The sequence below is a fragment of the Tenggerimyces flavus genome (assembly GCF_016907715.1).
GTDB lineage: Bacteria > Actinomycetota > Actinomycetes > Propionibacteriales > Actinopolymorphaceae > Tenggerimyces > Tenggerimyces flavus.
In genome coordinates this window covers 2,396,764-2,416,611 of sequence record NZ_JAFBCM010000001.1, presented here as the reverse complement: position 1 = coordinate 2,416,611, position 19,848 = coordinate 2,396,764, and the positions used below count along the sequence as shown (strand labels likewise).

Annotated in this window: 20 protein-coding genes; 7 read left to right on the top strand and 13 right to left on the bottom strand. The window is 68.6% G+C overall.

The window, feature by feature from the left end:
* Positions 1 to 90 precede the first annotated feature (90 nt).
* On the top strand, positions 91 to 588 hold the full coding sequence (locus JOD67_RS11220) for a MarR family winged helix-turn-helix transcriptional regulator (RefSeq protein WP_205117375.1): 498 nt from the start codon (positions 91 to 93) through the stop codon (positions 586 to 588).
* On the opposite strand, the gene JOD67_RS11215 is transcribed toward JOD67_RS11220, so the two are convergent.
* A complete protein-coding gene (locus JOD67_RS11215; RefSeq protein ID WP_205117374.1) occupies positions 585 to 1,307 on the bottom strand; it encodes an MBL fold metallo-hydrolase in 723 nt (240 codons plus the stop codon). The two genes, JOD67_RS11220 and JOD67_RS11215, sit on opposite strands and share 4 nt — an antisense overlap.
* Before the next feature lie 101 nt (positions 1,308 to 1,408).
* Here JOD67_RS11215 and JOD67_RS11210 point away from each other — a divergent pair, with 101 nt between their 5' ends.
* Complete coding sequence (locus JOD67_RS11210; protein ID WP_205117373.1) at positions 1,409 to 2,797, top strand: MFS transporter; 1,389 nt, start codon at positions 1,409 to 1,411, stop codon at positions 2,795 to 2,797.
* On the opposite strand, the gene JOD67_RS11205 is transcribed toward JOD67_RS11210, so the two are convergent.
* From JOD67_RS11205 to JOD67_RS11195, 3 genes are read right to left on the bottom strand one after another with little or no spacing between them, the layout of a single operon-like run.
* On the bottom strand, positions 2,769 to 3,140 hold the full coding sequence (locus JOD67_RS11205; protein WP_205117372.1) for a VOC family protein: 372 nt from the start codon (positions 3,138 to 3,140) through the stop codon (positions 2,769 to 2,771). The genes JOD67_RS11210 and JOD67_RS11205 overlap by 29 nt on opposite strands.
* Entirely contained in the window at positions 3,140 to 3,610 is a 471-nt protein-coding gene (locus tag JOD67_RS11200; RefSeq protein ID WP_205117371.1) for a GNAT family N-acetyltransferase, read from the bottom strand. Before JOD67_RS11200 ends, JOD67_RS11205 begins: the two co-directional genes overlap by 1 nt.
* A complete protein-coding gene (locus JOD67_RS11195) occupies positions 3,607 to 4,389 on the bottom strand; it encodes a trans-aconitate 2-methyltransferase (protein WP_205117370.1) in 783 nt (260 codons plus the stop codon). The genes JOD67_RS11200 and JOD67_RS11195 overlap by 4 nt, the downstream gene beginning before the upstream one ends.
* Before the next feature lie 103 nt (positions 4,390 to 4,492).
* On the opposite strand from JOD67_RS11195, the gene JOD67_RS11190 reads away from it, so the two are divergent.
* Positions 4,493 to 4,993 carry a MarR family winged helix-turn-helix transcriptional regulator gene (locus JOD67_RS11190; protein ID WP_205117369.1) on the top strand — a complete coding sequence of 167 codons (501 nt, stop codon included), beginning with the start codon at positions 4,493 to 4,495 and terminating at the stop codon, positions 4,991 to 4,993.
* A 54-nt stretch (positions 4,994 to 5,047) separates the two neighbouring features.
* A complete protein-coding gene (locus tag JOD67_RS11185; protein WP_205117368.1) occupies positions 5,048 to 5,503 on the top strand; it encodes an RrF2 family transcriptional regulator in 456 nt (151 codons plus the stop codon).
* A gap of 203 nt (positions 5,504 to 5,706) precedes the next feature.
* Here JOD67_RS11185 and JOD67_RS11180 read toward each other — a convergent pair whose 3' ends face one another.
* A complete protein-coding gene (locus JOD67_RS11180) occupies positions 5,707 to 7,512 on the bottom strand; it encodes an ABC-F family ATP-binding cassette domain-containing protein (RefSeq protein WP_205117367.1) in 1,806 nt (601 codons plus the stop codon).
* 72 nt (positions 7,513 to 7,584) lie between these two features.
* Here JOD67_RS11180 and JOD67_RS11175 point away from each other — a divergent pair, with 72 nt between their 5' ends.
* Positions 7,585 to 8,841 (top strand): mandelate racemase/muconate lactonizing enzyme family protein, encoded by a 1,257-nt coding sequence (locus JOD67_RS11175; RefSeq protein ID WP_205117366.1) that lies wholly within the window; start codon positions 7,585 to 7,587, stop codon positions 8,839 to 8,841.
* 118 nt (positions 8,842 to 8,959) lie between these two features.
* Here JOD67_RS11175 and JOD67_RS11170 read toward each other — a convergent pair whose 3' ends face one another.
* The 3 genes from JOD67_RS11170 to JOD67_RS11160 are packed head-to-tail and all read right to left on the bottom strand — an operon-like array spanning position 8,960 to position 10,035.
* Positions 8,960 to 9,163 carry a DUF397 domain-containing protein gene (locus JOD67_RS11170; RefSeq protein ID WP_205117365.1) on the bottom strand — a complete coding sequence of 68 codons (204 nt, stop codon included), beginning with the start codon at positions 9,161 to 9,163 and terminating at the stop codon, positions 8,960 to 8,962.
* Entirely contained in the window at positions 9,160 to 9,750 is a 591-nt protein-coding gene (locus JOD67_RS11165) for a DUF5753 domain-containing protein (protein ID WP_205117364.1), read from the bottom strand. Before JOD67_RS11165 ends, JOD67_RS11170 begins: the two co-directional genes overlap by 4 nt.
* A 27-nt stretch (positions 9,751 to 9,777) precedes the next feature.
* Positions 9,778 to 10,035, bottom strand: a complete 258-nt coding sequence (locus JOD67_RS11160; RefSeq protein WP_205117363.1) for a helix-turn-helix domain-containing protein — start codon at positions 10,033 to 10,035, stop codon at positions 9,778 to 9,780.
* A 258-nt stretch (positions 10,036 to 10,293) separates the two neighbouring features.
* Here JOD67_RS11160 and JOD67_RS11155 point away from each other — a divergent pair, with 258 nt between their 5' ends.
* On the top strand, positions 10,294 to 10,578 hold the full coding sequence (locus tag JOD67_RS11155; protein WP_205117362.1) for a hypothetical protein: 285 nt from the start codon (positions 10,294 to 10,296) through the stop codon (positions 10,576 to 10,578).
* Positions 10,579 to 10,772: 194 nt separating this feature from the next.
* Here the strand turns inward: JOD67_RS11155 and JOD67_RS11150 are convergent, their stop codons facing one another.
* Both JOD67_RS11150 and JOD67_RS11145 read right to left on the bottom strand, forming a co-directional pair.
* Positions 10,773 to 11,378, bottom strand: a complete 606-nt coding sequence (locus JOD67_RS11150) for a pentapeptide repeat-containing protein (protein ID WP_307782357.1) — start codon at positions 11,376 to 11,378, stop codon at positions 10,773 to 10,775.
* 176 nt (positions 11,379 to 11,554) lie between these two features.
* A complete protein-coding gene (locus tag JOD67_RS11145; RefSeq protein ID WP_205117360.1) occupies positions 11,555 to 12,562 on the bottom strand; it encodes a serine protein kinase RIO in 1,008 nt (335 codons plus the stop codon).
* 238 nt (positions 12,563 to 12,800) lie between these two features.
* On the opposite strand from JOD67_RS11145, the gene JOD67_RS11140 reads away from it, so the two are divergent.
* Positions 12,801 to 14,348: an aldehyde dehydrogenase family protein gene (locus tag JOD67_RS11140; RefSeq protein WP_307782356.1), complete on the top strand. Its 1,548-nt coding sequence runs from the start codon at positions 12,801 to 12,803 to the stop codon at positions 14,346 to 14,348.
* Here JOD67_RS11140 and JOD67_RS11135 read toward each other — a convergent pair.
* From JOD67_RS11135 to JOD67_RS11125, 3 genes are read right to left on the bottom strand one after another with little or no spacing between them, the layout of a single operon-like run.
* Positions 14,334 to 16,580, bottom strand: a complete 2,247-nt coding sequence (locus JOD67_RS11135; protein WP_205117358.1) for a DEAD/DEAH box helicase — start codon at positions 16,578 to 16,580, stop codon at positions 14,334 to 14,336. The two genes, JOD67_RS11140 and JOD67_RS11135, sit on opposite strands and share 15 nt — an antisense overlap.
* The gene (locus JOD67_RS11130; RefSeq protein WP_205117357.1) at positions 16,555 to 17,892 is read right to left on the bottom strand and encodes an ATP-binding protein; all 1,338 of its coding nucleotides are present in this window, start codon (positions 17,890 to 17,892) and stop codon (positions 16,555 to 16,557) included. The genes JOD67_RS11135 and JOD67_RS11130 overlap by 26 nt, the downstream gene beginning before the upstream one ends.
* Positions 17,889 to 19,733, bottom strand: a complete 1,845-nt coding sequence (locus JOD67_RS11125; RefSeq protein WP_205117356.1) for a TerB N- and C- terminal domain-containing protein — start codon at positions 19,731 to 19,733, stop codon at positions 17,889 to 17,891. Before JOD67_RS11125 ends, JOD67_RS11130 begins: the two co-directional genes overlap by 4 nt.
* Between the last annotated feature and the right edge of the window lie 115 nt (positions 19,734 to 19,848).

The following is a 19,848-nucleotide window of genomic DNA, read 5'->3' as shown; positions in this document are numbered from 1 at the left end:
CGCGCCATGGTGCACGGTCCGACGACTTAGCGCAGAACGTTCCGCCGAAATATCATCCCGTTGTAGATCGTCTCTGATAGCCTCGAAACCATGAAGCCGGAAACGCCCGCCGAGCTGGCCGCTGACCTGATGTTCCTGCTGAACCAGGCGACGTACGCGCTCGCCACCGACATGTCCGCGGGGCTCACGCATCTCGGGGTCAGCACGCGCGACTACTGCGTGCTGCTCACCGCGCAGACCGGCGAGCTCACCCAGAAGGAGCTCGGCGACCTCTGCTCGCTCGACAAGACCACGATGGTCGTCACCATCGACGGCCTCGAGCGCGCCGGGCTTGCCGTACGGCAGCCGTCCAGCACCGACCGGCGGGCGCGGATCGTTCAGGTCACCGACAAGGGCCGCGACCTGGTGAAGGAGGCCCGCGAGATCGTCGACGGGATCTACGCGGGCATCCTCGACGAGCTCCCGGCCCGCGAACGTTCGGTCTTCGTCGACTCCCTCGTCCGCCTCGTCGGCGCCGGAGGAAGGCTCGCCGAGCCTTCGCACGTCGGCCCGGCGATAAGACGGCGGGGCACGCGTTCGGTCAACTAGGCAAGGACGAACGCCTCGCGCAAGTGTGACGTCGCGAGCAGCGCACCGCGGGAACGAGCGTCCGCGAGCAGCTCCAGACGGGTGAAGCGCGCGAGCTCCGGATCGCTCTCGTACGCGTACGCCACCTCCGGATCCGCCAGCTGTACCTCGTGCACGAGCACGTCGCCCGTCACCACCAACCCCTCCCCCACCAGCACCGACTGATGCCCCGGCGTGTGCCCCGGCGTCGGCACGACCTCCACCCCCGGCGCCACCAAAGACCGTCCGTCGACGAGATCCAACAACCCCGACGAGAACAGCGGCGACACCACCCGCGAGCCGACCGTCTCGAACTCCGAGCGCTGCAAAACGTAACGGGCATTGGGAAAATACGGCGCAGAGTCGACCACCGCCCACCCCACGTGATCGCTGTGCAGATGCGTCAACACCACCGCGGACACGTCGCCCGGCGCCAACGAGATCTCAGAAAGCAAGGCGGGCAACCGCCCCGGCACCGGCGTCCACGTCTCCGCCCCAGCAACAGAAGGCCCGATCCCCGCATCGACCAGGACCGACCGCCCGTCGGCCAACCGAAGCGCGAAGCAGCGGAAGTCGAGCTCCCACACCCCGGCCAGACCCGCCGAGGGGAACGCCGAGGACAGGTCCTCGAAGAACGGCCCCGTCCCGTCCACCAACGCCGACACCACCACGTCGCCGAACGCCCGCCGCTCCACAGCCATCCCAACAACTCCCGAAAATTATAGTTCTGAACGGAACCATCTGATACGGTCTCTTCTGCGCGCAGACGACTTTGCTACCCAAGCCCAGGAGACCCCCAACGATGTCCACCGACCTCGCGACGAGAACCACCTCCCGCTGGCTCGCGCTCGTCGCCTTGTGCGCCGGGCAGCTGATGATCATCCTCGACGGCACAATCGTGACCGTCGCGGGACCATCCATCCAGGCCGATCTCGGCTTCACCCAGGCCAACCTCGCCTGGATCGTCAACGCCTACCTGATCGCGTTCGGCGGCCTGCTCCTCCTCTCCGGACGCCTCGGCGACCTCGCCGGCCGCAAGCGCATCTTCACCGCGGGCCTGGTGATCTTCACCATCGCCAGCCTGGCCGCCGGCCTCGCCGACCACCAAGGAGTACTGATCGCCGCGCGCTTCGTCCAGGGTGTCGGCGGCGCGATGACGACGGCCGTGGCGCTCGGCATGATCATCACGATGTTCCCCGAGCCTCTCGCGCGGGCGAAGGCGCTCGGCGTGTACGCGTTCGTCGGCTCGGCCGGCGCCTCGATCGGCGTCTTCGCCGGCGGCGTCCTCACCCAGACGCTCGGCTGGAACTGGGTCTTCTACGTCAACCTGCCGATCGGCATCGCGATCATCGCCCTCGCCAGCCGCGTGCTGCGGAACGAGAACGGCCTCGGCTTCCAAGCTGGCGCGGACGTCGTCGGCAGCATCCTCGTCACCGCCGGCCTCATGCTCGGCGTCTACACGATCGTCCAACCCACGTTCTGGTTCGGCGCCGTGTCCGTCGCACTGCTCGGCGCTTTCGTCGTCCGCCAGGCGCGAGCGAGGAATCCCCTGCTCCCGTTGAGAATCTTCCGCAACCGCACCTTGACAGCGGCGAACATCTCACAGATGTTGATGATCGCGGCGATGATGGGCTTCCAGTTCGTCGTCGCGCTCTACCTGCAACGGGTCCTCGGGTACGACGCGCTCGCCACCGGACTCGCGTTCCTGCCCATCACGTTCGCGATCGGCATCGTCTCGCTCGGCCTGTCCGCCCGCCTCGTCACGAGGTTCGGCCCACGGCGCGTCCTGATCGCAGGACAGCTCTTCCTCGCCGTCGGGTTCGTGATTCTCATGCAGGCAACGGAGAACAGCGGCTACGTCTTCCCCGTCCTGCCCGCGCTGATCGTGCTGGGCGTGGGCGGCGGGCTCTCGCTGCCGTCGATCAACAGCCTCACGATGTCCGACGTCGCGCCGGACGACGCCGGTCTCGCGTCAGGCCTCGCGAACACCACGATGCAGGTCGGTGGAGCGCTCGGCGTCGCGGTCCTCGCCGCGCTCGCGACGTCCCGCGCCGACCACCTCACGAGCGTGGGCGAACGAGCAACCGCCGCGCTCGCCAGCGGCTACCAGCTCGCGTTCACGGTCAGCGGCACCCTGATCCTCGCCGCCGCTCTGGTCGCGTTCACCCTGACGAAGAAGCAGGCTGCATGATCTCGATCCGATTGCCCGCACCATCCGCGGTGTAGAGGCGCAGGTAGCCAGGAAACAGCGCGTCCCGCTCGACCGCGTAGCCGCCACGTTCCAACCGGGCGGCCACGCGGTCGAGATCGTCGACGAGGAACGCCGGATGTGCCTTGCGGGCTGGGCGAAACTCCTGTTCGACGCCCACGTGCACCTCGACCGCACCGTCCGCGGAACGGAACCAGGCACCACCCCGAGCCGCCAAAGCGGGAGGCTTCGCGACCTCGACCAGTTCGAGCGTCGACGCGTAGAACGCGCGAGCGGCGTCCTCTCCGCCAGCAGGACAGGACACCTGAACGTGATGCAGCCTCATCAGCCCTCCCGCAGATACAGCTTCATGCCGACGTGACTCGCCTTGAACCCGAGGCGCTCGTAGAACCGATGCGCATCGACCCTCGCCACGTTCGTCGTCAGCTGCAGCCGCGCACACCCGCGGCGCCGCGACTCGTCGATCACCCAGTCCATCAAGGTCTTTCCGATCCCCTGCCCGCGAAGGTGCGAGACCGTACGAACGGACTCGACCTGCGCGATCAGCCCACCGAAGTAGCTGAGCTGACGGATGAAGTTCAGCTGCGCGGTCGCGACCAGCTCACCGGAGAGCTCGGCGACGAGCAGGAGCGAGTTCGGATCGGCGGCGATCTGGGCGAACGCGCACACGTACCGACCGTCCACCTCCGACGAGCTGGGAACGTTCTCGGCAACCTCGCGAATCGAGTCCTCGGCGAGCATCCTCAACAGCGGTGGGAGATCCGCGGCAACGGCCTCCCGAATGACCAGGCTCATGCCTCGTCCTTCCGCCCCACCGCGAACACCCGCCGGTAGGAGAGCACGGTCCCGTACGAGTGCGCCGGATAGGCCGAACGCAGCCGCGACCGGTACTCCGCCTCGAACGCGGGCCGGACGTCGTCGGGCAAAGCCTGCAGGATCGGCCGCGCGCCCGTTCCCTTGATCCATTCGAACGCCGCGTCCTCACCCTCCAACACGTGCAGGTACGTGGTCTCCCAGGCGTCGACGGTGCAGCCGGCCCAGTCGAGCACCTCGAGATAGCGCTCCGGCGCCTCGACCGCAGGCCGGAACGTCGACAGCGGCACGAAGCCCGCGAACTCCGGCGACTCAGCAAGCGCACGCAGGATCGTGTGCGTCGGCGCGTCGAAGTTGCCCGGCATCTGGATCGCGATCCACCCACCCGGCGCGAGCTTCTCCACCAGGTCGGGAAGCACCGAGATGTGGTCGGGCACCCACTGCAACGTCGCGTTGCTCACCAGCACGTCGACCGGCCGGCTCGGCGCCCACGCGCGCAGGTCGCCGACGGTGAACTCCAACCGCCCCGGCTGGCTCAGTGCCAGCGCGCTCGAGATCATCTCCGCGCTCGAGTCCAGGCCCTCGACGTACGCGCCAGGCCACCGATCGAGCAGCGTCGCGGTCAGGTTGCCCGGCCCGCAGCCCAGATCGACGACGTACGAAGGATCGGTCGCGCCCACGCGCGCCAGCAGGTCGCCGAACGGGCGGCCGCGCTCGTTCGCGAACTGCAGGTACTTGCCCGGATCCCAGACGACGGTCATGACCCTCCTCAGACGCGGTATCTCGACATCGAGAGAGTTTGCCTGTCCACATATCTCGATGTCAAGACTCTTGATCGCCCGTCGCACGGACTAGGCTTGCGTTGTGAACAGTACGGACGAGGTCGATCGGCTCGTTGCCGCGTGGCAGCGCGAGCTGCCCGAGCTCGACGTGTCGCCGTTCGAGGTCCTGTCCCGCGTCTCGCGGCTCGCCAGGCACCTGGACCGCGCGCGCCGGTTGGTGTTCGCGGCGCACGACCTGGAGACGTGGGAGTTCGACGTGCTCACCGCGCTCCGCCGCGCTGGCCCGCCGTACGAGCTCTCGCCTGGCCGGCTGCTCACGCAGACGCTGGTGACGAGCGGCACGATGACGAACCGGATCGACCGGCTGGCGGCGAAGGGCCTGGTCGAGCGCGGGCCGGACCCGTCCGACCGGCGCGGCGTACGGGTGCGGCTGACGACCGCCGGCCAGGAACGGGTCGACGCCGCGCTGGCGGAGCTGCTGGGCTACGAACGCGAGCTGCTCGCCGGGCTTCCGCCCACCGATCAGACCCAGTTGGCAGGCCTGCTGCGGCGACTTGTCGCACCGTTCGACGAACAGGCTTAGTACAAATCCCGTGGCCGCCCGGCGTTCGCGCTGGCGAGACGGCATGATGAGGGTGTGCAGATCTCGGCGCGAGCGGACTATGCGGTACGAGCGATGCTGGAGCTCGCCGCCGCGCAAGCTCCGACCCTGAACGCGGCCACGCTCGCCGAGTCGCAAGGCCTGCCGCACAAGTTCCTTGAGGCGATCCTCGCCGACCTGCGCCGTGCCGGCCTCGTCCGCTCCCACCGCGGCGCCGAAGGCGGCTACCGCCTGGCTCAGCCCGCCTCGGAGATCTTCGTCGGCGAGGTCATCCGCGCCGTCGACGGCCCGCTGGCCGGCGTGCGCGGGATGCGCCCCGAGCAGGCCCAGTACGAAGGCGTCGCCGAGCACCTGCAAACCGTCTGGATCGCCACCCGCGCGGCCGTCCGCAGCGTGCTCGACCAGACGAGCCTCTCCGACGTCGTCACCGGCGACCTCCCGCCGCACGTACGAGACCTGATCGCCCGCCCCGACGCCTGGAAATCTCGCTAGCGCCTGTGAAAGTGGCTGGAGCGACGTAGTGGCGTCTCGGCATGGCTGACGCGCAGGCTGCCCCAGGGTGCTCCCGGATGGGCTCTGCGGTGGCTCCCGAGTGACGGCAAATGATCATGTTTACATGATCATTTGCCGCTCTACGTGGGATACACCCCGCGTCAAGCACCCACTCGCCAGGTAAAGCGGTATTGGCTAGCCGGTCACTCCGCGGCCTCGGCGAGCTCGAGCCAGCGGGTCTCGACGTCCTCCCGTTCGGCCTTCACCGTACGCAGCTCCTCGTCGAGCTTCATCAACCGCTCGTAGTCCGCGGCGTGCGCGGCAAGGTCGCCGTGCAGCTGCTCCTCGCGCGCGGTCAGCCGAGACAGCTGGCGTTCCAGCTTCGCCAACTCCTTCTTCGCCGCCCGCTGCTCGGCCGCGTCGGACGTACGTGCCGTGGACTCGGCAGTCGCGACCGGAACGGCGGAGGCGTCGGCGCGGCGGCGGGCGAGGTACTCCTCGACGCCGCCGGGCAGGTTCGCCAGCGAGCCGTCGCCGACCAATGCCCACACGGTGTCGCAGACCCGCTCGAGGAAGTACCGGTCGTGCGACACCACGATCATCGACCCCGGCCACGCGTCGAGGTAGTCCTCGATCACCTGCAGCGTGTCGATGTCCAGGTCGTTCGTCGGCTCGTCCAGCAGCAGCACGTTCGGCTCCGCGATCAGCAACCGCAGGAGCTGCAGGCGCCGCCGTTCGCCACCCGACAGGTCACCGATCCGCGCCGACAGCGCGTCGCCGCGGAAGCCGAAGCGCTCCAGCAGCGACACCGCCGACACCTCGGGACCGGAGGTGGGAACGGGTCGCCGCCCCACCGCGCCGGGCCGGATGTTCGTCGGCGCCAGCTTGATCACCCGCCGGATGTCCTCCACCGACGACTGCACGCGATCGGTGAGATCGAGCCCCTCCAACGACTGCGTGAGATGCGCCAACGACACCGTCCGCCCCGTCACCAGCCGACCGGCTGTCGGCGCATCGGCGCCGGACAGTACGCGCAGCAACGACGTCTTGCCCGACCCGTTCACCCCCACGAGCCCGATCCGGTCGCCCGGCCCGAGCTGCCACGTCACCCGCGACAGCAGCGAACGTGCGCCGCGGACGACGTCCACGTCCTCGAGCTCCAGCACGGTCTTGCCCAACCGTGTCGTCGCGAACTTCGCCAGCCCGACCGAGTCCCGCGGCGGCGGCTCGTCCTCGATCAGCGCGGACGCCGCGTCCAGGCGGAACTTCGGCTTCGACGTACGCGCCGGCGCACCGCGCCGCAGCCAGGCGAGCTCCTTGCGCATCAGGTTCTGCCGCCGCGTCTCGACGGTGTCCGCGAGCCGCATCCGTTCGGCCTTCGCCAAGACGTACGCCGCGTACCCGCCCTCGTACGACGAGACCTCGCCGTCCGCGACCTCCCACGTCTGCGTGCACACCGCGTCCAGGAACCAGCGGTCGTGCGTCACCACGACCAGCGCCTCCGACCGCTCCACCAACGTCCGCGCGAGCCAGTCCGTGACCTCGATGTCCAGGTGGTTCGTCGGCTCGTCCAGCAGCAGCAGGTCGTGGTCGGCGACCAGCACCCGCGCCAGCGACACCCGCCGCAGCTCGCCACCCGACAGGCCGTCGAGAGTACGGTCCAGCGGCACGTCGGCGAGCAGCCCGGCGAGCACGTCGCGTACGCGCCGGTCGCGCACCGCCTCGTCCACCGACCGCCCCGGCAGCACCGCCTCGGCAACGGACGGCCCGGGTAGCGCGTCCTGCTGCGCGAGCATGCCGACCCGCAGCCCGCCGGCGTGCGTGATCCGCCCGGCGTCGGGCTGTTCGGTCCGCGCGAGCAACCGCAGCAGCGTGGTCTTGCCGTCGCCGTTGCGGCCGACGACGCCGATCCGTTCGCCCTCGGCGATGCCCAGGCTCACACTTGAAAGCAGCGGTCGGACGCCGTACGCCTTGTCGACGCGTTCGATGTTGACGAGGTTGGTAGCCATCTCGTCCGCGAGGCTATCCGAGTCCGGCCACGAACCCCACGTGCGTAAGCCAAGATCGCTATCGTCGAAGCCATGGCAGCCCTGAAGATCACCGAGGTCGAACGGATCGTTGTCAACGTCCCGTTTACACCGCGCGCCCACGAGTGGAACGCCCTGCTGGTGTGGAACTGGAGTGTGGTCGAGGTCATCCGTGTCCACACCGACGCCGGCATCACCGGCTGGGGCGAGACACTTCCCCACTATGGCTGGGGAAACGTCACCGACGAGGCCGTCGCTCGGGTGAAGGGCGGCAACCCCGCCGACTTCCTCGCCGACGACTCACTCGGCCCGGGGTTGCAGATGGCGATCTACGACCTCGTCGGCAAGGCGAACGGTGTTCCCGCGTCGGCGCTGATCGGTCGGCGCGTTCGCGAGTGGTGCCCGATCGCCTGGTGGAACACCAAGATGCCTCCGGAGGTGCTCGCCGAGGAGGCCCGCGACGCGGTCGCGGCCGGCTACACGTTCCACAAGTTCAAGGTGCGGCCGTGGATCGACGTGTACGAGCAGGTCGCGCAGGTGAGTGCCGCGACGCCACCGGAGTACCGGCTCGACGTCGACTGGAACTCCATGCTGCTGTCCGTCGGCGAGGCGACACCGGTGCTCCGCGAGCTGGACACGATGGAGAAGATCGCGATCTACGAGACGCCGATCCCGCACCCGGACATCGAGGGCTACCGGCAGCTGCGGGAGAAGGTCGCGCGCCCGTTGGCCGTTCACGTCAAGGGGCATCCGCTCGTTCCGGTGTTGAAGAACGAGACCACCGACGGGTTCGTGATGGACGTCGGCGTCCAGGCGATGATCAGGTACAACGCGATCAGCGCCGAGTTCGGCAAGAACTACTGGATCCAGCTCGTCGGCACCGGCATCACCACGGCGATGGTCGCGCAGCTCGGCTCGGTGATGAGCCACGCGCGCTGGCCCGCGGTGACCGTGATGAACAACTACTCCGATGATCTTCTTGTTGACCCGTTGACGATTCGCGACGGGTACGTGAAGGCGCCGGACGCTCCGGGGCTCGGTGTCGAGGTCGACGAGGAGGCGCTGGAGCGCTTGCGGATGGAGCCGCCGTACGAGCTCCCCGGCCGCCGGCACCTCCTCACCGTCTCGTGGCCGCACGGGCGGGCGGTGCACTACGCGCACATGTCGCAGACCTGGGCGGACTTCCTCGCCGGGAACCACCCCGTGCAGGAACGCGGCGCGAAGATGGACGTCCGCGTCGACGACGGCTCGGCGGAGTGGGCCGACCTGTACGCGCGCGCCAAGCTCGGCCCCGTGCACGACCGTCTCTAGCGCAACGGACGAACGCCCCGCGTACAACCGGACACAAAGGAGCCCCCCGGACGTGTGCCGGGAGGCTCCTTTATATGACGATATTTCGACCTAACGGTGGCTTACGCCACCGAATCGGTCAGACCTGGTCGAACTCGCCCTTGCGAGCGCCGTCCAGGAAGCAGTCCCACTCATGGGGGGTGAAGACCAGCGCGGGACCGGTGGGGTTCTTCGAGTCGCGCACCGCGACATGAGCACCGAGGTCCGCAACCTCAACGCAGCCGCCGGTGGCGGTCGACTTGGCCGACTTGTGCCACTCGGCCTGGGACAGGTCGATGTTCATCCTTGCCTCTCTTCATGGGCCGCCATCTCTCTGATGATGGCGGAGATCAATCCGGTTGTTTCCGCAGGACTTAGTGCACTCGCGGTCAAATAGCTATAAGCGAGGTTACATCGGTCCAAATCGGAACTGCGCTCCAGGTAAAGGTTTCCCGCTTGACCTTCGACGTACACCACGGGCGAGTGCTGTTCCTCGTCGAAGTCGAAGATCGTGAACGCACCAAGAGCGCCAGGGTGCGCGCCTGCTTGGAACGGGACGACCTGCAGCGTGCAGAGCTCTTTCATTTTGAGGAGGTGGTACAGCTGGGCACGCATGACATCAGGCCCACCCACCATCCGCCGGAGACTCGCCTCGTCGAGGATCACCCAGATGCGGGGCGGGTCGTTGCTTTCCCATACGTGCTTCTTCCGGTCGGTCCGGATCCGCAGGAAGCGCTCCATCTCGGCCGGCGTGCCGCCGGTGATCGCCTCGTCCAGTGCTGACGCGTACTCGTCCGTCTGCAGCAGGCCGTGCACGATCATCGGTTCGAATATGCGCAACGACGTCGCCTCGGATTCCAGGGCGAGGTAGTTGGCCCAGTGCGACGGCACGCTGCCGTACTGCGCCCACCAACCGCGTTACTTACCAAGCTTCTGCAGGTCCGCGAGAGCGTGCCGGAGATCGTCGTCGGGCTCGACCTTGTAGAGCTCGAGCAGGCGCTCGAACTCGGCCTTGCCGACGCCGACGTCGCCGGACTCGATCTTCCGAATCTTCGACTCGGAACATCCGAGGTCCTCAGCGACCACGGCGAACGTGAGTCCGGCCTCCTGGCGCAGGTTCCTGAGCTCTTCACCCAGTCGCCATCGCGAGATGGTCGGCCCACTCACTCTGGGCATGCGGTCCTCCTCGAAGCGTAACCGGCCCCAGTCTGACTCGTTGTGGCAGACATAGCAAGTACAACCGAGAGATCAGTTCTTCAGGACCAGCTGGACTTCTCAAAATTCCATGGAAGATTTACTTGACTTAGCGTAGCACCGCTGTCACTGTTGGAACTCCTGGAGGCCGCCGTAGACCCCGGCCCATTCCCTGCGCGGCGGCCTCCAGGACACCAACGGGTGGTCATTGGAAGATGACCGAGCATGGAGGGTCGAGCGATGCCAGTCGTCGCGACTGCGATGCCTTGCCGATTTCAGCTTTATCGCCATCACGATGCGACCGGGGTTTCGGGCACGGGAGTCGTCGCGTGGGGCACGGTTTATCCCAATGGCAAGGTGAGCCTCGCGTGGAATGGTTCTCGACCGTCGATCAACATCTACGAGTCACTCGCCGACGTGACCGCGATCCACGGGCACGACGGCTTTACCCAGATCATCATGTGTGACGAGCTGCCACTGTCGGTTCGGGCCGGCGCAGGTGCTTCGTCCAGCTTTGATTGGTAAACCGGCTCCACCCCATAAACGTGGCGCCGGCCGGGATGCCCAGCAATGCCCCGGCCGGCGCCCGCCCCAAAACTCCATGAAGTGACCGCACCGGTTAGAGGTGCATGATCGGCGAGAGGTCGGAGGGCTCACGCTCTTCCGGTTCGATCATGTGCCTCTAACCGGTGCGGTGTTTTGTTGGCGCATTTATCGCGCTATTCCACGTCGACGACCGCGCCGAGCGATTCCGCCAATGCGACGGCGCCGGCAAGGTCGAGTTTCGTTTCTCCCAGAATCGCGCTGCGAAGATCGACCGCGCTGAGAGTGCAGCCGCGAAGGTCGGCTTTGCGGAGGTCCGTTCCCCGCAGCGTCGCGAACGACAGGTCGCAGCCGCGCAGCGTGGCCTCGGACAGGTTCGCCTCCGACAGGTCCGCGTCGCTGAGCTTCACGTCCGCGAACGTCTGCTTCGCCAGGTCGGCCCCGCGCATGACCGCGCCGACCCACTGCCCGCCGCGCACGGTGATCGGGCGGAGCACGCACTCGACGAACGTGCTCCCCGACACCTTGCAGCCGTCCAGCGTCACGCCGAAGAACGACGTGCGCCGGAACGTACAGCCCACGAACGCCGTCGCCGAGAACTCCGCCGCGTTGAACTTGCAGCGGGAGAACTCGCACTCCTCGAACGTCGCGCCCTTGCTCCGCGCCTCGGTCAGGTCGACCTCGGTGAACGAGCAGCGGACGAACAACGCGTCGCCGAGCTCCCGGGCGTACCAGTCCTCGTCGTCGAACGTCTCGTCCGCGTACTCCTCGCGCTCAGCCACGCCTCGATCCTGCCGCATCGGACCGACAAAGCTCCTGGGACTTGGTGGAGAACCGACCTGTTCGATTATTTGAGGAGCAAACCCGCGACTCGACTGCCGGCATCGCCAGGCCGTTTGGGGATGTTCACCGCGCTCCTGGTCTGGCGTGGCGTCCGGAGGGGATCCTTATTGAGTCCCTAGATGCCGGCCTCCGTACGCACCAGGTCGATCAGCATCATCGGATCGGCCAGGTCGTGCGCCATCCCGCGGGCCTGGAACCAGTGCGAGATGTTCGACGCGTCCCGTTCCAGGAACGTATGTCCCTGCGGGTTGGCGATGACGTCGACCACCTGGGGCAGGTCGATCAGCATCAACGTGCCGTTGTGCACGAGCAGGTTGAACGCCGAAAGGTCGCCGTGGGTGTAGCCGAGCCGGCCCATCAGCGCCATCGCCTCGACGAGCTGACGCCAGAGTTCGGCCAGTTCGTCCGGTTCTGGCCGGAGCTGAGCAAGCCGTGGAGCCGCGCCGCCCTCGCGGTCGCCGAGGAACTCCATCAGCAGCTCGGTGCCGATCCGTTGCACCGGGTACGGCACGGGAGCGCCCGCGTTCCACAGCTCGCCGAGCACGTCGAACTCGGCGATCGCCCACTGCTGGGCGATCAGGTTGCGGCCGAACGCGCTGCGGTTGGCGACCGCCCGACGTTCGCGCGACTTCCGCGACCGGCGGCCCTCGAGGTACCCGGCGTCGCGGTGGAACATCCGGTGGTCACCGCTGCGGTAGCGCTTCGACGCGAGCAGGATTCCGTCGTCGGTGTCCGGCACGGAGCGTTCGATCAGGAAGACGTCGGCTTCCTTGCCGGTCTTGAGGATGCCGTGCTGTTCGTCGACGGCACCGAGGTGGGTGATCAGCCAGTCCGGATACGGCTCGGGGCCGCGCTGTGCGTCCGGATCGTCCCAGGTCGTCCAGCGGTAGCCGTACGGCGGACCGTCGTCGATCTCTTCGGTCTCGCGTTCGCGGAACAGCTGGGCGACGCCTTCTTCGGTGAGGCGGCCCCGGGAGTTCGGACTCTTCTCGTCCTCGTCGCGGAACGCACGCGTCCGCGCCTCGGTCCGCAGGTCAGCGTCGTCGAAGCGCTCGTACAGCGCTTCGAGGTCGGTCTGGTGGTTCTCGTTCTCGATCAGATGATTGAGGTCGCGCTTGCGCACGGGTGGACTCCTTGGGAGTTCTCGTCTCCCGAGGAAGTCAGCTCAGACGGCGACTCGGGAGATGGCGATCAATGGAAAGTGGGCAGCCACAATCCGGGCGACAGTCCTATCCACAACGCACCTCCCTCTCAGTGAGCCGACGCGCGGGCACGCGCAGTCGGACGGCGTCAACAATGGACGATGCCGCCTACCGGCGGCGAACGCAAGTGGTTTTCGCACCCCACCGGGAGGACGACCCGTGCCCACCCCCACCGTGACCTCCGTCGTCGCAGGTCAGCCCGTGTCCGGCGGCCGTACGACAACGTCGACCAACCCTTCCCGGCTGGCTGAGGTCGTCGCGACCGTCGAGCTCGGCTCGTCCGACACGTTCGTCGACGCCTGCCGGGCCGCCCGTGCCGCGCAACGCGCCTGGGCGGACGTGCCCGCTCCCGTCCGCGGCCAGGTCGTCGCGGCGATCGGACGCCTGGTCGAGGAGAACGCGGAGGCGCTGGCGCAGCTGGTCACCCGCGAGATCGGCAAGCCGCTGGCCGAGGCGCGCGGTGAGGTGCAGGAGATCGCGGACACGTGCGCGTTCTTCCTCGGCGAGGGCCGGCGGTTGTACGGGCAGACGGTGCCGTCGGAGATGCCGGACAAGCAGCTGTTCACGTTCCGCAACCCGGTCGGCGTCGCGGCGATCATCACCGCCGGCAACTTCCCGGTCGCGGTCCCGTCCTGGTACCTCGTGCCCGCGCTGCTCTGCGGCAACGCGGTGGTGTGGAAGCCGGCCGAGTACGCGGCGGCTTCGGCGAACGCCTTGTACGAGCTCTTCGCCCACGCCGGCCTGCCGGCGGGTGTGCTCAACCTCGTGCAGGCCGACGGCGCGAACACGTTCGCCGGGCTCGAGACAGCGCTCACGCAAGGCCTGGTGGACAAGGTCGGCTTCACCGGCTCGACCGAGGTCGGGGCGAAGATCGGCGAGCTGTGCGGACGCTTCCTGCAGGCGCCATGCCTCGAGCTCGGCGGCAAGAACCCGATGGTGGTCACCGAGAACGCTTCACTGGACCTGGCGGTCGAAGGCGCGTTGTTCTCCGGGTTCGGGACGGCGGGCCAGCGCTGCACGTCGCTCGGCACCGTGATCGTGCACGAGTCCGTGCACGCCGAGTTCGTCCGACGCTACGCCGACGCCGTTTCGCACGCTGTCATTGGAGATCCGACGCAGGACGTGCTGTACGGTCCGATGCTGGACGAGCGTTTCGCCCACCGGTACGAGAAGTTCCTCGACTGGGTTCGCCCGCATCACACCGTGCTCGGGTCGAGCGCGGTGGGTCGGATCGGTACCGATGCGCCGCGCGAGGGGTTCGTGGGCGACCCGGGCGAGGGGCTGTTCTACCACCCGGTGGTGCTGGACGGCGTGCGCCCGGACGACGAGGTGTTCGGCGAGGAGACGTTCGGTCCGCTCGTCGGCATCACGACGTACACCCAACTGGACGAGGCGATCGAGCTGGCGAACGCTCCCGGCTACGGGTTGTCGGCGGCGATCTACACGACGGATCCGCAAGAGGTGTTCACGTTCCGGCGCGGCATCGGCGCGGGGATGGTCAGCGTGAACAACTCCACCAGCGGCGCCGAGGCGCATCTGCCGTTCGGTGGGAACGGCCGATCCGGCAACGGCAGCAGGCAGTCCGGGCAGTGGGTGCTGGACCAGTTCACCCGTTGGCAGGCGGTGAACTGGGACTACTCAGGCCGGCTGCAGAAGGCGCAAATGGACACGGCGACGCTGACCGGCGACCCCTCATTCCGCCTCTGACTCCGGCCGCGGCGCGGTGGCGAGTTCGGCGAGCGCGGACCAGGCACCGGGCACGTCGAGGCTGCGGGCGGCGTACGACGCGATCAGCAGCTCCTCGGTGAGGAACCGGTCGTGCTTCTCCGACGCCTTGTTCGCCACGGTCTCGGCGAGCACGAGCGGGGCGGGCTGCCGGTCGACGGCGAGGTCGCGGATCAGCTCCCACAGTCCGAACGCGTTGGTGCGGCGGACGGTCAGCGCCACACCGTCCTGACCGACCTCGAGGTGGTGCTGGCGGAGCACGACCGCGAGGGTGTTCATGATCTTGTCGCCGCGCCAGGGCATCAGCACGGTGTCACGTCCCCAGGACACGATCGGCTGCTGGGCCAACAGCAGCCGCTTGTACGACGACCGACCTTCGTCCAACAGTCGTTGGGCGATCTTGTCGAGGTAGGGCGGGACGTCGTCGCTCTCGTACCACTGGCGCATCCGCCGCCTGACCTCGTCGGCGACCTCGGCGCCCACGCCGGGGAACGACGGCGGCTTGCCACCGCGCGCGGGCTCGAGGTCGATGATCTTCTGCTCGGTCTCGACCGAGAGCACCCGCCAGCGCCGACCGCTGAAGATCAGCAGGCTGCCGACCGAGACCGGGTAGTCGACCGGCAGTGAGCCGAGCGTGCGGCCGCGCGAGACCAGCCTGTACTCCTCGTCGGTCGTGAACGCGGTGTAGAAGCTGTAGTGGTTGACCAGCCGCTCCCCTGCCTGGCCGTGCAGCAGCAGTCCGTCGCCGGCCTGGGCGACCAGCTCGGCCTGGCCCATCACCCGGAGCAGCGCGACGAACATCGGCTGGTCGACGTTCCGGAACGGTCCCCGCGCGCACAGCGCGTCGAACATCGACGCGGCGTCGGCGCCGCCGCGCTGGGCGATGACGGAGAGGACCTGCTGGAGCAGCGTCGACAGCTGCAGCTTCTTCAGGTCGGGTGGCTCGTACCAGCGTTCGAGCAGCAGATCGACCATCGCGATCGTCTGCATCAGCTCGGCGCGCACGGCGTCGGCGGGCGGGGTGCGTTCGTCGAGCTGGTTCTCGCTGACGTACAAGCGGAGCACGGCCGGCTGCCCGCGCCGACCGGACCTTCCGAGTCGTTGGCGGAGGACGGAGACGCCGAGCGGGGCGCCGATCTGGGCGACGGAGTCGGCCGAGCCGATGTCGATGCCCATCTCCAACGTGGACGTGCAGATCGCGGTCGTCGGAGTGTCGGACGCCTTCAGCCTCTCCTCGACGTGCTCGCGGACCTCCTTGGAGAGGTTGCCGTGGTGCGGGAGGAACTCGTTCGGCAGGTTCGCGTCGGCGCACCGCCGCGCGAGCAGGTCGGTGTAGGTCTCGACCAGGCCGCGGGCGTTGGTGAAGACGAGGTTGTCGGTGCCGCGCAACGTCGCGAACAGGTGGTCGACGATCGCGCCCTTCGCCCAGTCGACGAGCTCGCCGGTCGGGTCGGCAGCGGCCTTGATCGGATCGGCGGCGATGTAGCCGCGCAGCTGGAGCCGCAGCTCGGCTCGTTCCTCCGCGGCGTCGATGACGACGACGTCCTCCCCGGCGCCCGGTCGGAGGTACTCGGCCGCGGCGGCGAAGTCGCCGAGCGTCGCGGACAGCGCGATCCGCGGGACCTGGTGGCGGGTGGCGAGCTCGAGCCGGTGCAGCAGCGAACGGAGCTGGGCGCCTCGTTCGGTGCCGATGAACGAGTGCAGCTCGTCGATCACCACGTACCGCAGCCCGCCGAAGAGCTTGCCCATCTTCTCGCCCTGGTTGACGAAAAGCGACTCGAGCGACTCCGGCGTGATCAGCAGCAAGCCATCGGGCTTGCGGAGGACGAGCTTCTTCTGCGAGCCCGCGACGTCGCCGTGCCAGCGGTGCACGGGCAGCTCGAGGTACTCGCAGAGTTGGTCGAGGCGGGAGTGCTGGTCGTTGATCAGGGCCTTGAGCGGGCTGAGGTAGAGGGCCTTGACGCCGGTCTCGGGTGGGGCGGTCGCGAGCACCGAACAGATCGGCAGCCAAGCGGCTTCGGTCTTGCCGCTCGCGGTGGCGGCGGCGACGATCACGTCCCGATCCCCCGCCATGATCGGCTCCGCTGCGTGCTCCTGCGCGCTCCGCAGCGACTGCCAGCCCTGGTCCCAGATCCACTTCTGGACGCGCGGGTCGAACCGGTCGAACGCCGACGAGACCGCCGCGGTCTCAGAGCCGGAAGCTGGCGAGTCCATCGTCGTCATCATCGGCTGCGGTTGCGTCGGCGCCCGGCAGCGGCGCCAGCTCGGTGTCGACCTCGGGGGCGAGCTCGACCGTGCCGACGAGCTGCTTCCAGTCGCTGCCCGGATTCTGCTCGAGCACGGCGAGCAGGTCGAGGAATCCCTTGATCGTGTTGCGGGGCGTGCGGAAGTACGCGTCGCCGATGCGCTCGGCACAGTGCCGCATGTACGACTCCAGCCCGTCGTCCGGCACCAGGTAGGCCGCGGGGTCGCCGCTCGCGAAGACGTGCCGGAGCTTGCCCAGCAGCACGTACATGTCCTCGGGCGTGAGGTTGGCCAGCCGCACGACCGGGCCGGTGAGGTCGACGAGCCCGCCGGTGGCGAACGTGTTCTCGGCCAGCCGCGACTGCAGCGCCGGGTAGCTGAACAGGCCGCGGCGGGTGTCCTGCAGGAAGTCCGGGGTGCCGCCGAACACGAACCCGATCCCGCCTCCCGTGCCCTGCAGGCTGTCGTTGACGATGCGCAGCAGCTGCTCGTAGTTCGCGTTGCGGGCTTGGGTGTTCGCCAGCTTGTAGAGGTTGACCATCTCGTCGAGGCAGACCAGCAGGCCGCCGTACCCGGCCAGTCGGATGAACCTCGCGAGCAGCTTGAGTTGGTCGTAGAAGTTGCTGTCGTCGACGATCGTCCGGACGCCGAGGGCCTTGCGCGCGTCCGTTCGGGTCGAGTACTCGCCACGCAGCCAGCGCACAGCGTCGTCGCGGAGCTGCTCGTCGCCGGTGTCGTGGCCGCGCCAGTACGAGGCGACGACCTCGGCGAAGTCGTAGCCGCCGGTCAGTTCGGTGAGCTCGGCGAGCCGTTCGCGGATGACGGTCTCGGGCTGCTCGTCGCGTTCGCGTGCTTCGGTCAGCGCGGAGGTGACGAACCGTTCGACGACGGCGGCCATCGCGCCGCCGTCCGGCTTGGCCCTGGTCGCCATGGCGCGCATCAGCTCGGTGTAGAGGCTGCGCGCCTGGCCGCCCGTCGCGTGCAGCCGTCGGTCCGGCGACAGGTCGGCGTGCACGGTGACGAGCTTCTGCTGCAGGGCGATCGAGCGCACGAGGTGCAGGAAGAACGTCTTGCCCGAGCCGAACTCGCCGATCACGAACCGGGCGGTCGAGCCGCCATCGTCGATGCGGGCGATGTCGGCGACGAGCGCCTTGACCTCGGCGGCGCGCCCGACCTGGATGTGTTGCTGGCCGGTCCGGGGCACAACGCCGGTGCGGAGCGCCTGCACGAGCGTGTCGCGGTCGCGCGGCCGGATGCGGGCGGTCTCTTGGGTCGCGGTCACGAGAGCAGCTCCTGCAAAACGTCGGGGTCGAGCTCGAGGTCGTCGTCGCCGAGCAGGACGAGGTCGTCGGCGGTCTCGAGGGCGGCTTCGTTGAGGACGTCGAGCGCTCCGGCCGGCAGCAGCCCGTGCTGACCGGCGAGGCCGTCGAACTCGTCCCTGGACCAGGTGGGGCGGGCGGCGAGCGCGCGGAGCAGGGCCGAGTGCGCGGCGTCGAGCCCTGCCACTGAGGCGACCGGCTCAGTCGGCGGCGCGGCTGCCTGCGGGGCAGGCTGCTCCGGCTCTGGTTCCTCGGTGAAGATGTCGTGCAGCAACGCGGAGACGGTCGCGGTCTCGGCAAGCTTGGCCTGGATCAGCGCGGTGTCCAGCGGCTTGTATGCGGGCTTCTTCTTCGGCGGTCGCGGGACGACGACGTGCTCCGGCTTCGGCAGCAGGTAGTCGTCCTTGGCCCAGTCCCGCTTCCGTACGACGACAGGGTCGCGCGCGGGCTTCTGTACCTTCCACGCGGTCGGGTGCTGTCGCCCGGTGAGCGAGCCCTGCAGCAGGCGGGGAACGGTCGCCGGGTCGAGCCCGAGCCGGGTGTAGCTCGCGAGCAGCTCCGAGATCTGCCTCGGCAGCACCAGCCGGCCGGTCGCCGCGGCCTGGATGAGCAGCTCGCCCACCGTGGCGCGCAGCGTCGCGGACAGCTCCGCGAGCCCGCCGGCCACGCCCACCTTGCCGAGATCGCCAGCCAGGGAACGGATGTGCGCGTCGAGCTTGGCTCGTTCGGCTTCGTCCAGCCGCAACGCGGCCGCGGCCAGGTCGGCCAGCCCGTCCTTGCCTGACAGTGCCATGGCTAGCTCCACGAACGCGACGGCCGCCGCATAGGTCGTGCTCTGACTCGAGGGTTGGAAGTCGTCGATGGTGCTCCGCACGAACTCGGTGAGCTCGCGGCGTGACTCGCGGCCGAACGCCTCGGGCAGCTCCCGGCGGTGGAACGCGGTCGACTCGAGGACCTCGCTCGCCGGCTCGTACTTCACGCGCAGCTGTCGCTTGGTCGGCCGCAGCACGCGGCCTTCGCCGTACTGCTCCTGGTAGTGCGAGGCGAAGTGCTCCTCGAACTCGCCCCAGCGGGCGGTGGGCGCGGCCCAGTCGACGTCGGCGCCATGCCAGGCCCAGGCCAGCGCCCAGGCCGCGGGGATCGGGCGGCCGTGCACCACGTGCGCGCTCAGCGCGCGCCGGATCGTCATCGGCGGCGGCCAGCGTTGCTCGCCGCGTTCGGGAACGACGAACTCGTCCGGGCTCGGGCGGTTCGGCGCGGCGATGAGCTCCAGCAGGTCGAGGAACGCGGTGGCGTACCGGCGGAAGGGCGGCTGCTCGCCGTACACCTCCAGCAGCGCGCGCACCTCGCTCTCGATCAGCGGGACCTCGGCCCAGACGTCCTGGTCGGTGTAGCGGTCCTGGACGACGCGGCGTTCGAGCCCGTAGAAGAACAGGAAGACGTACCCGATCGAGACGTCAGGCGTGCGGCGGCCAGCGCTGAGCCAGCGCAGGTAGGCGGCGCGCTCGGCCGGTGTGATCGTCTCGTACGACGGCCAGAAGCCCAGGTCCCTGCGGTCGTCGACCGGCCCGCCGACGGCGAGGTCCGGGTCGATGCACGAGGGCTCCTTGGTGTCGGCGCGGCCGACGAAGATCATCCCGTCGGGCAGGTCGTGACCGTGCACGCGGACGCTCTCACCGGGCGGGACCCACCGCGCGGTGAGCAGGGGTGGTGGAGCCGTCGACTGTCGGCGACCCGCGTACTGTCGCCAGTCGTGTCGACGGACCGTACCGACGCGCCGGGCGGCGCGGACAGACGTGTCCATCTCGACCCCTTTGAGCTTCCTTGACAGGTTCGAACATAATGGCGGATGCGATGAACCGCCAGTCGTGGCTTCGTGTCGCGGACCATGATGGCAGCTGGCACCGACATCGGCGGGC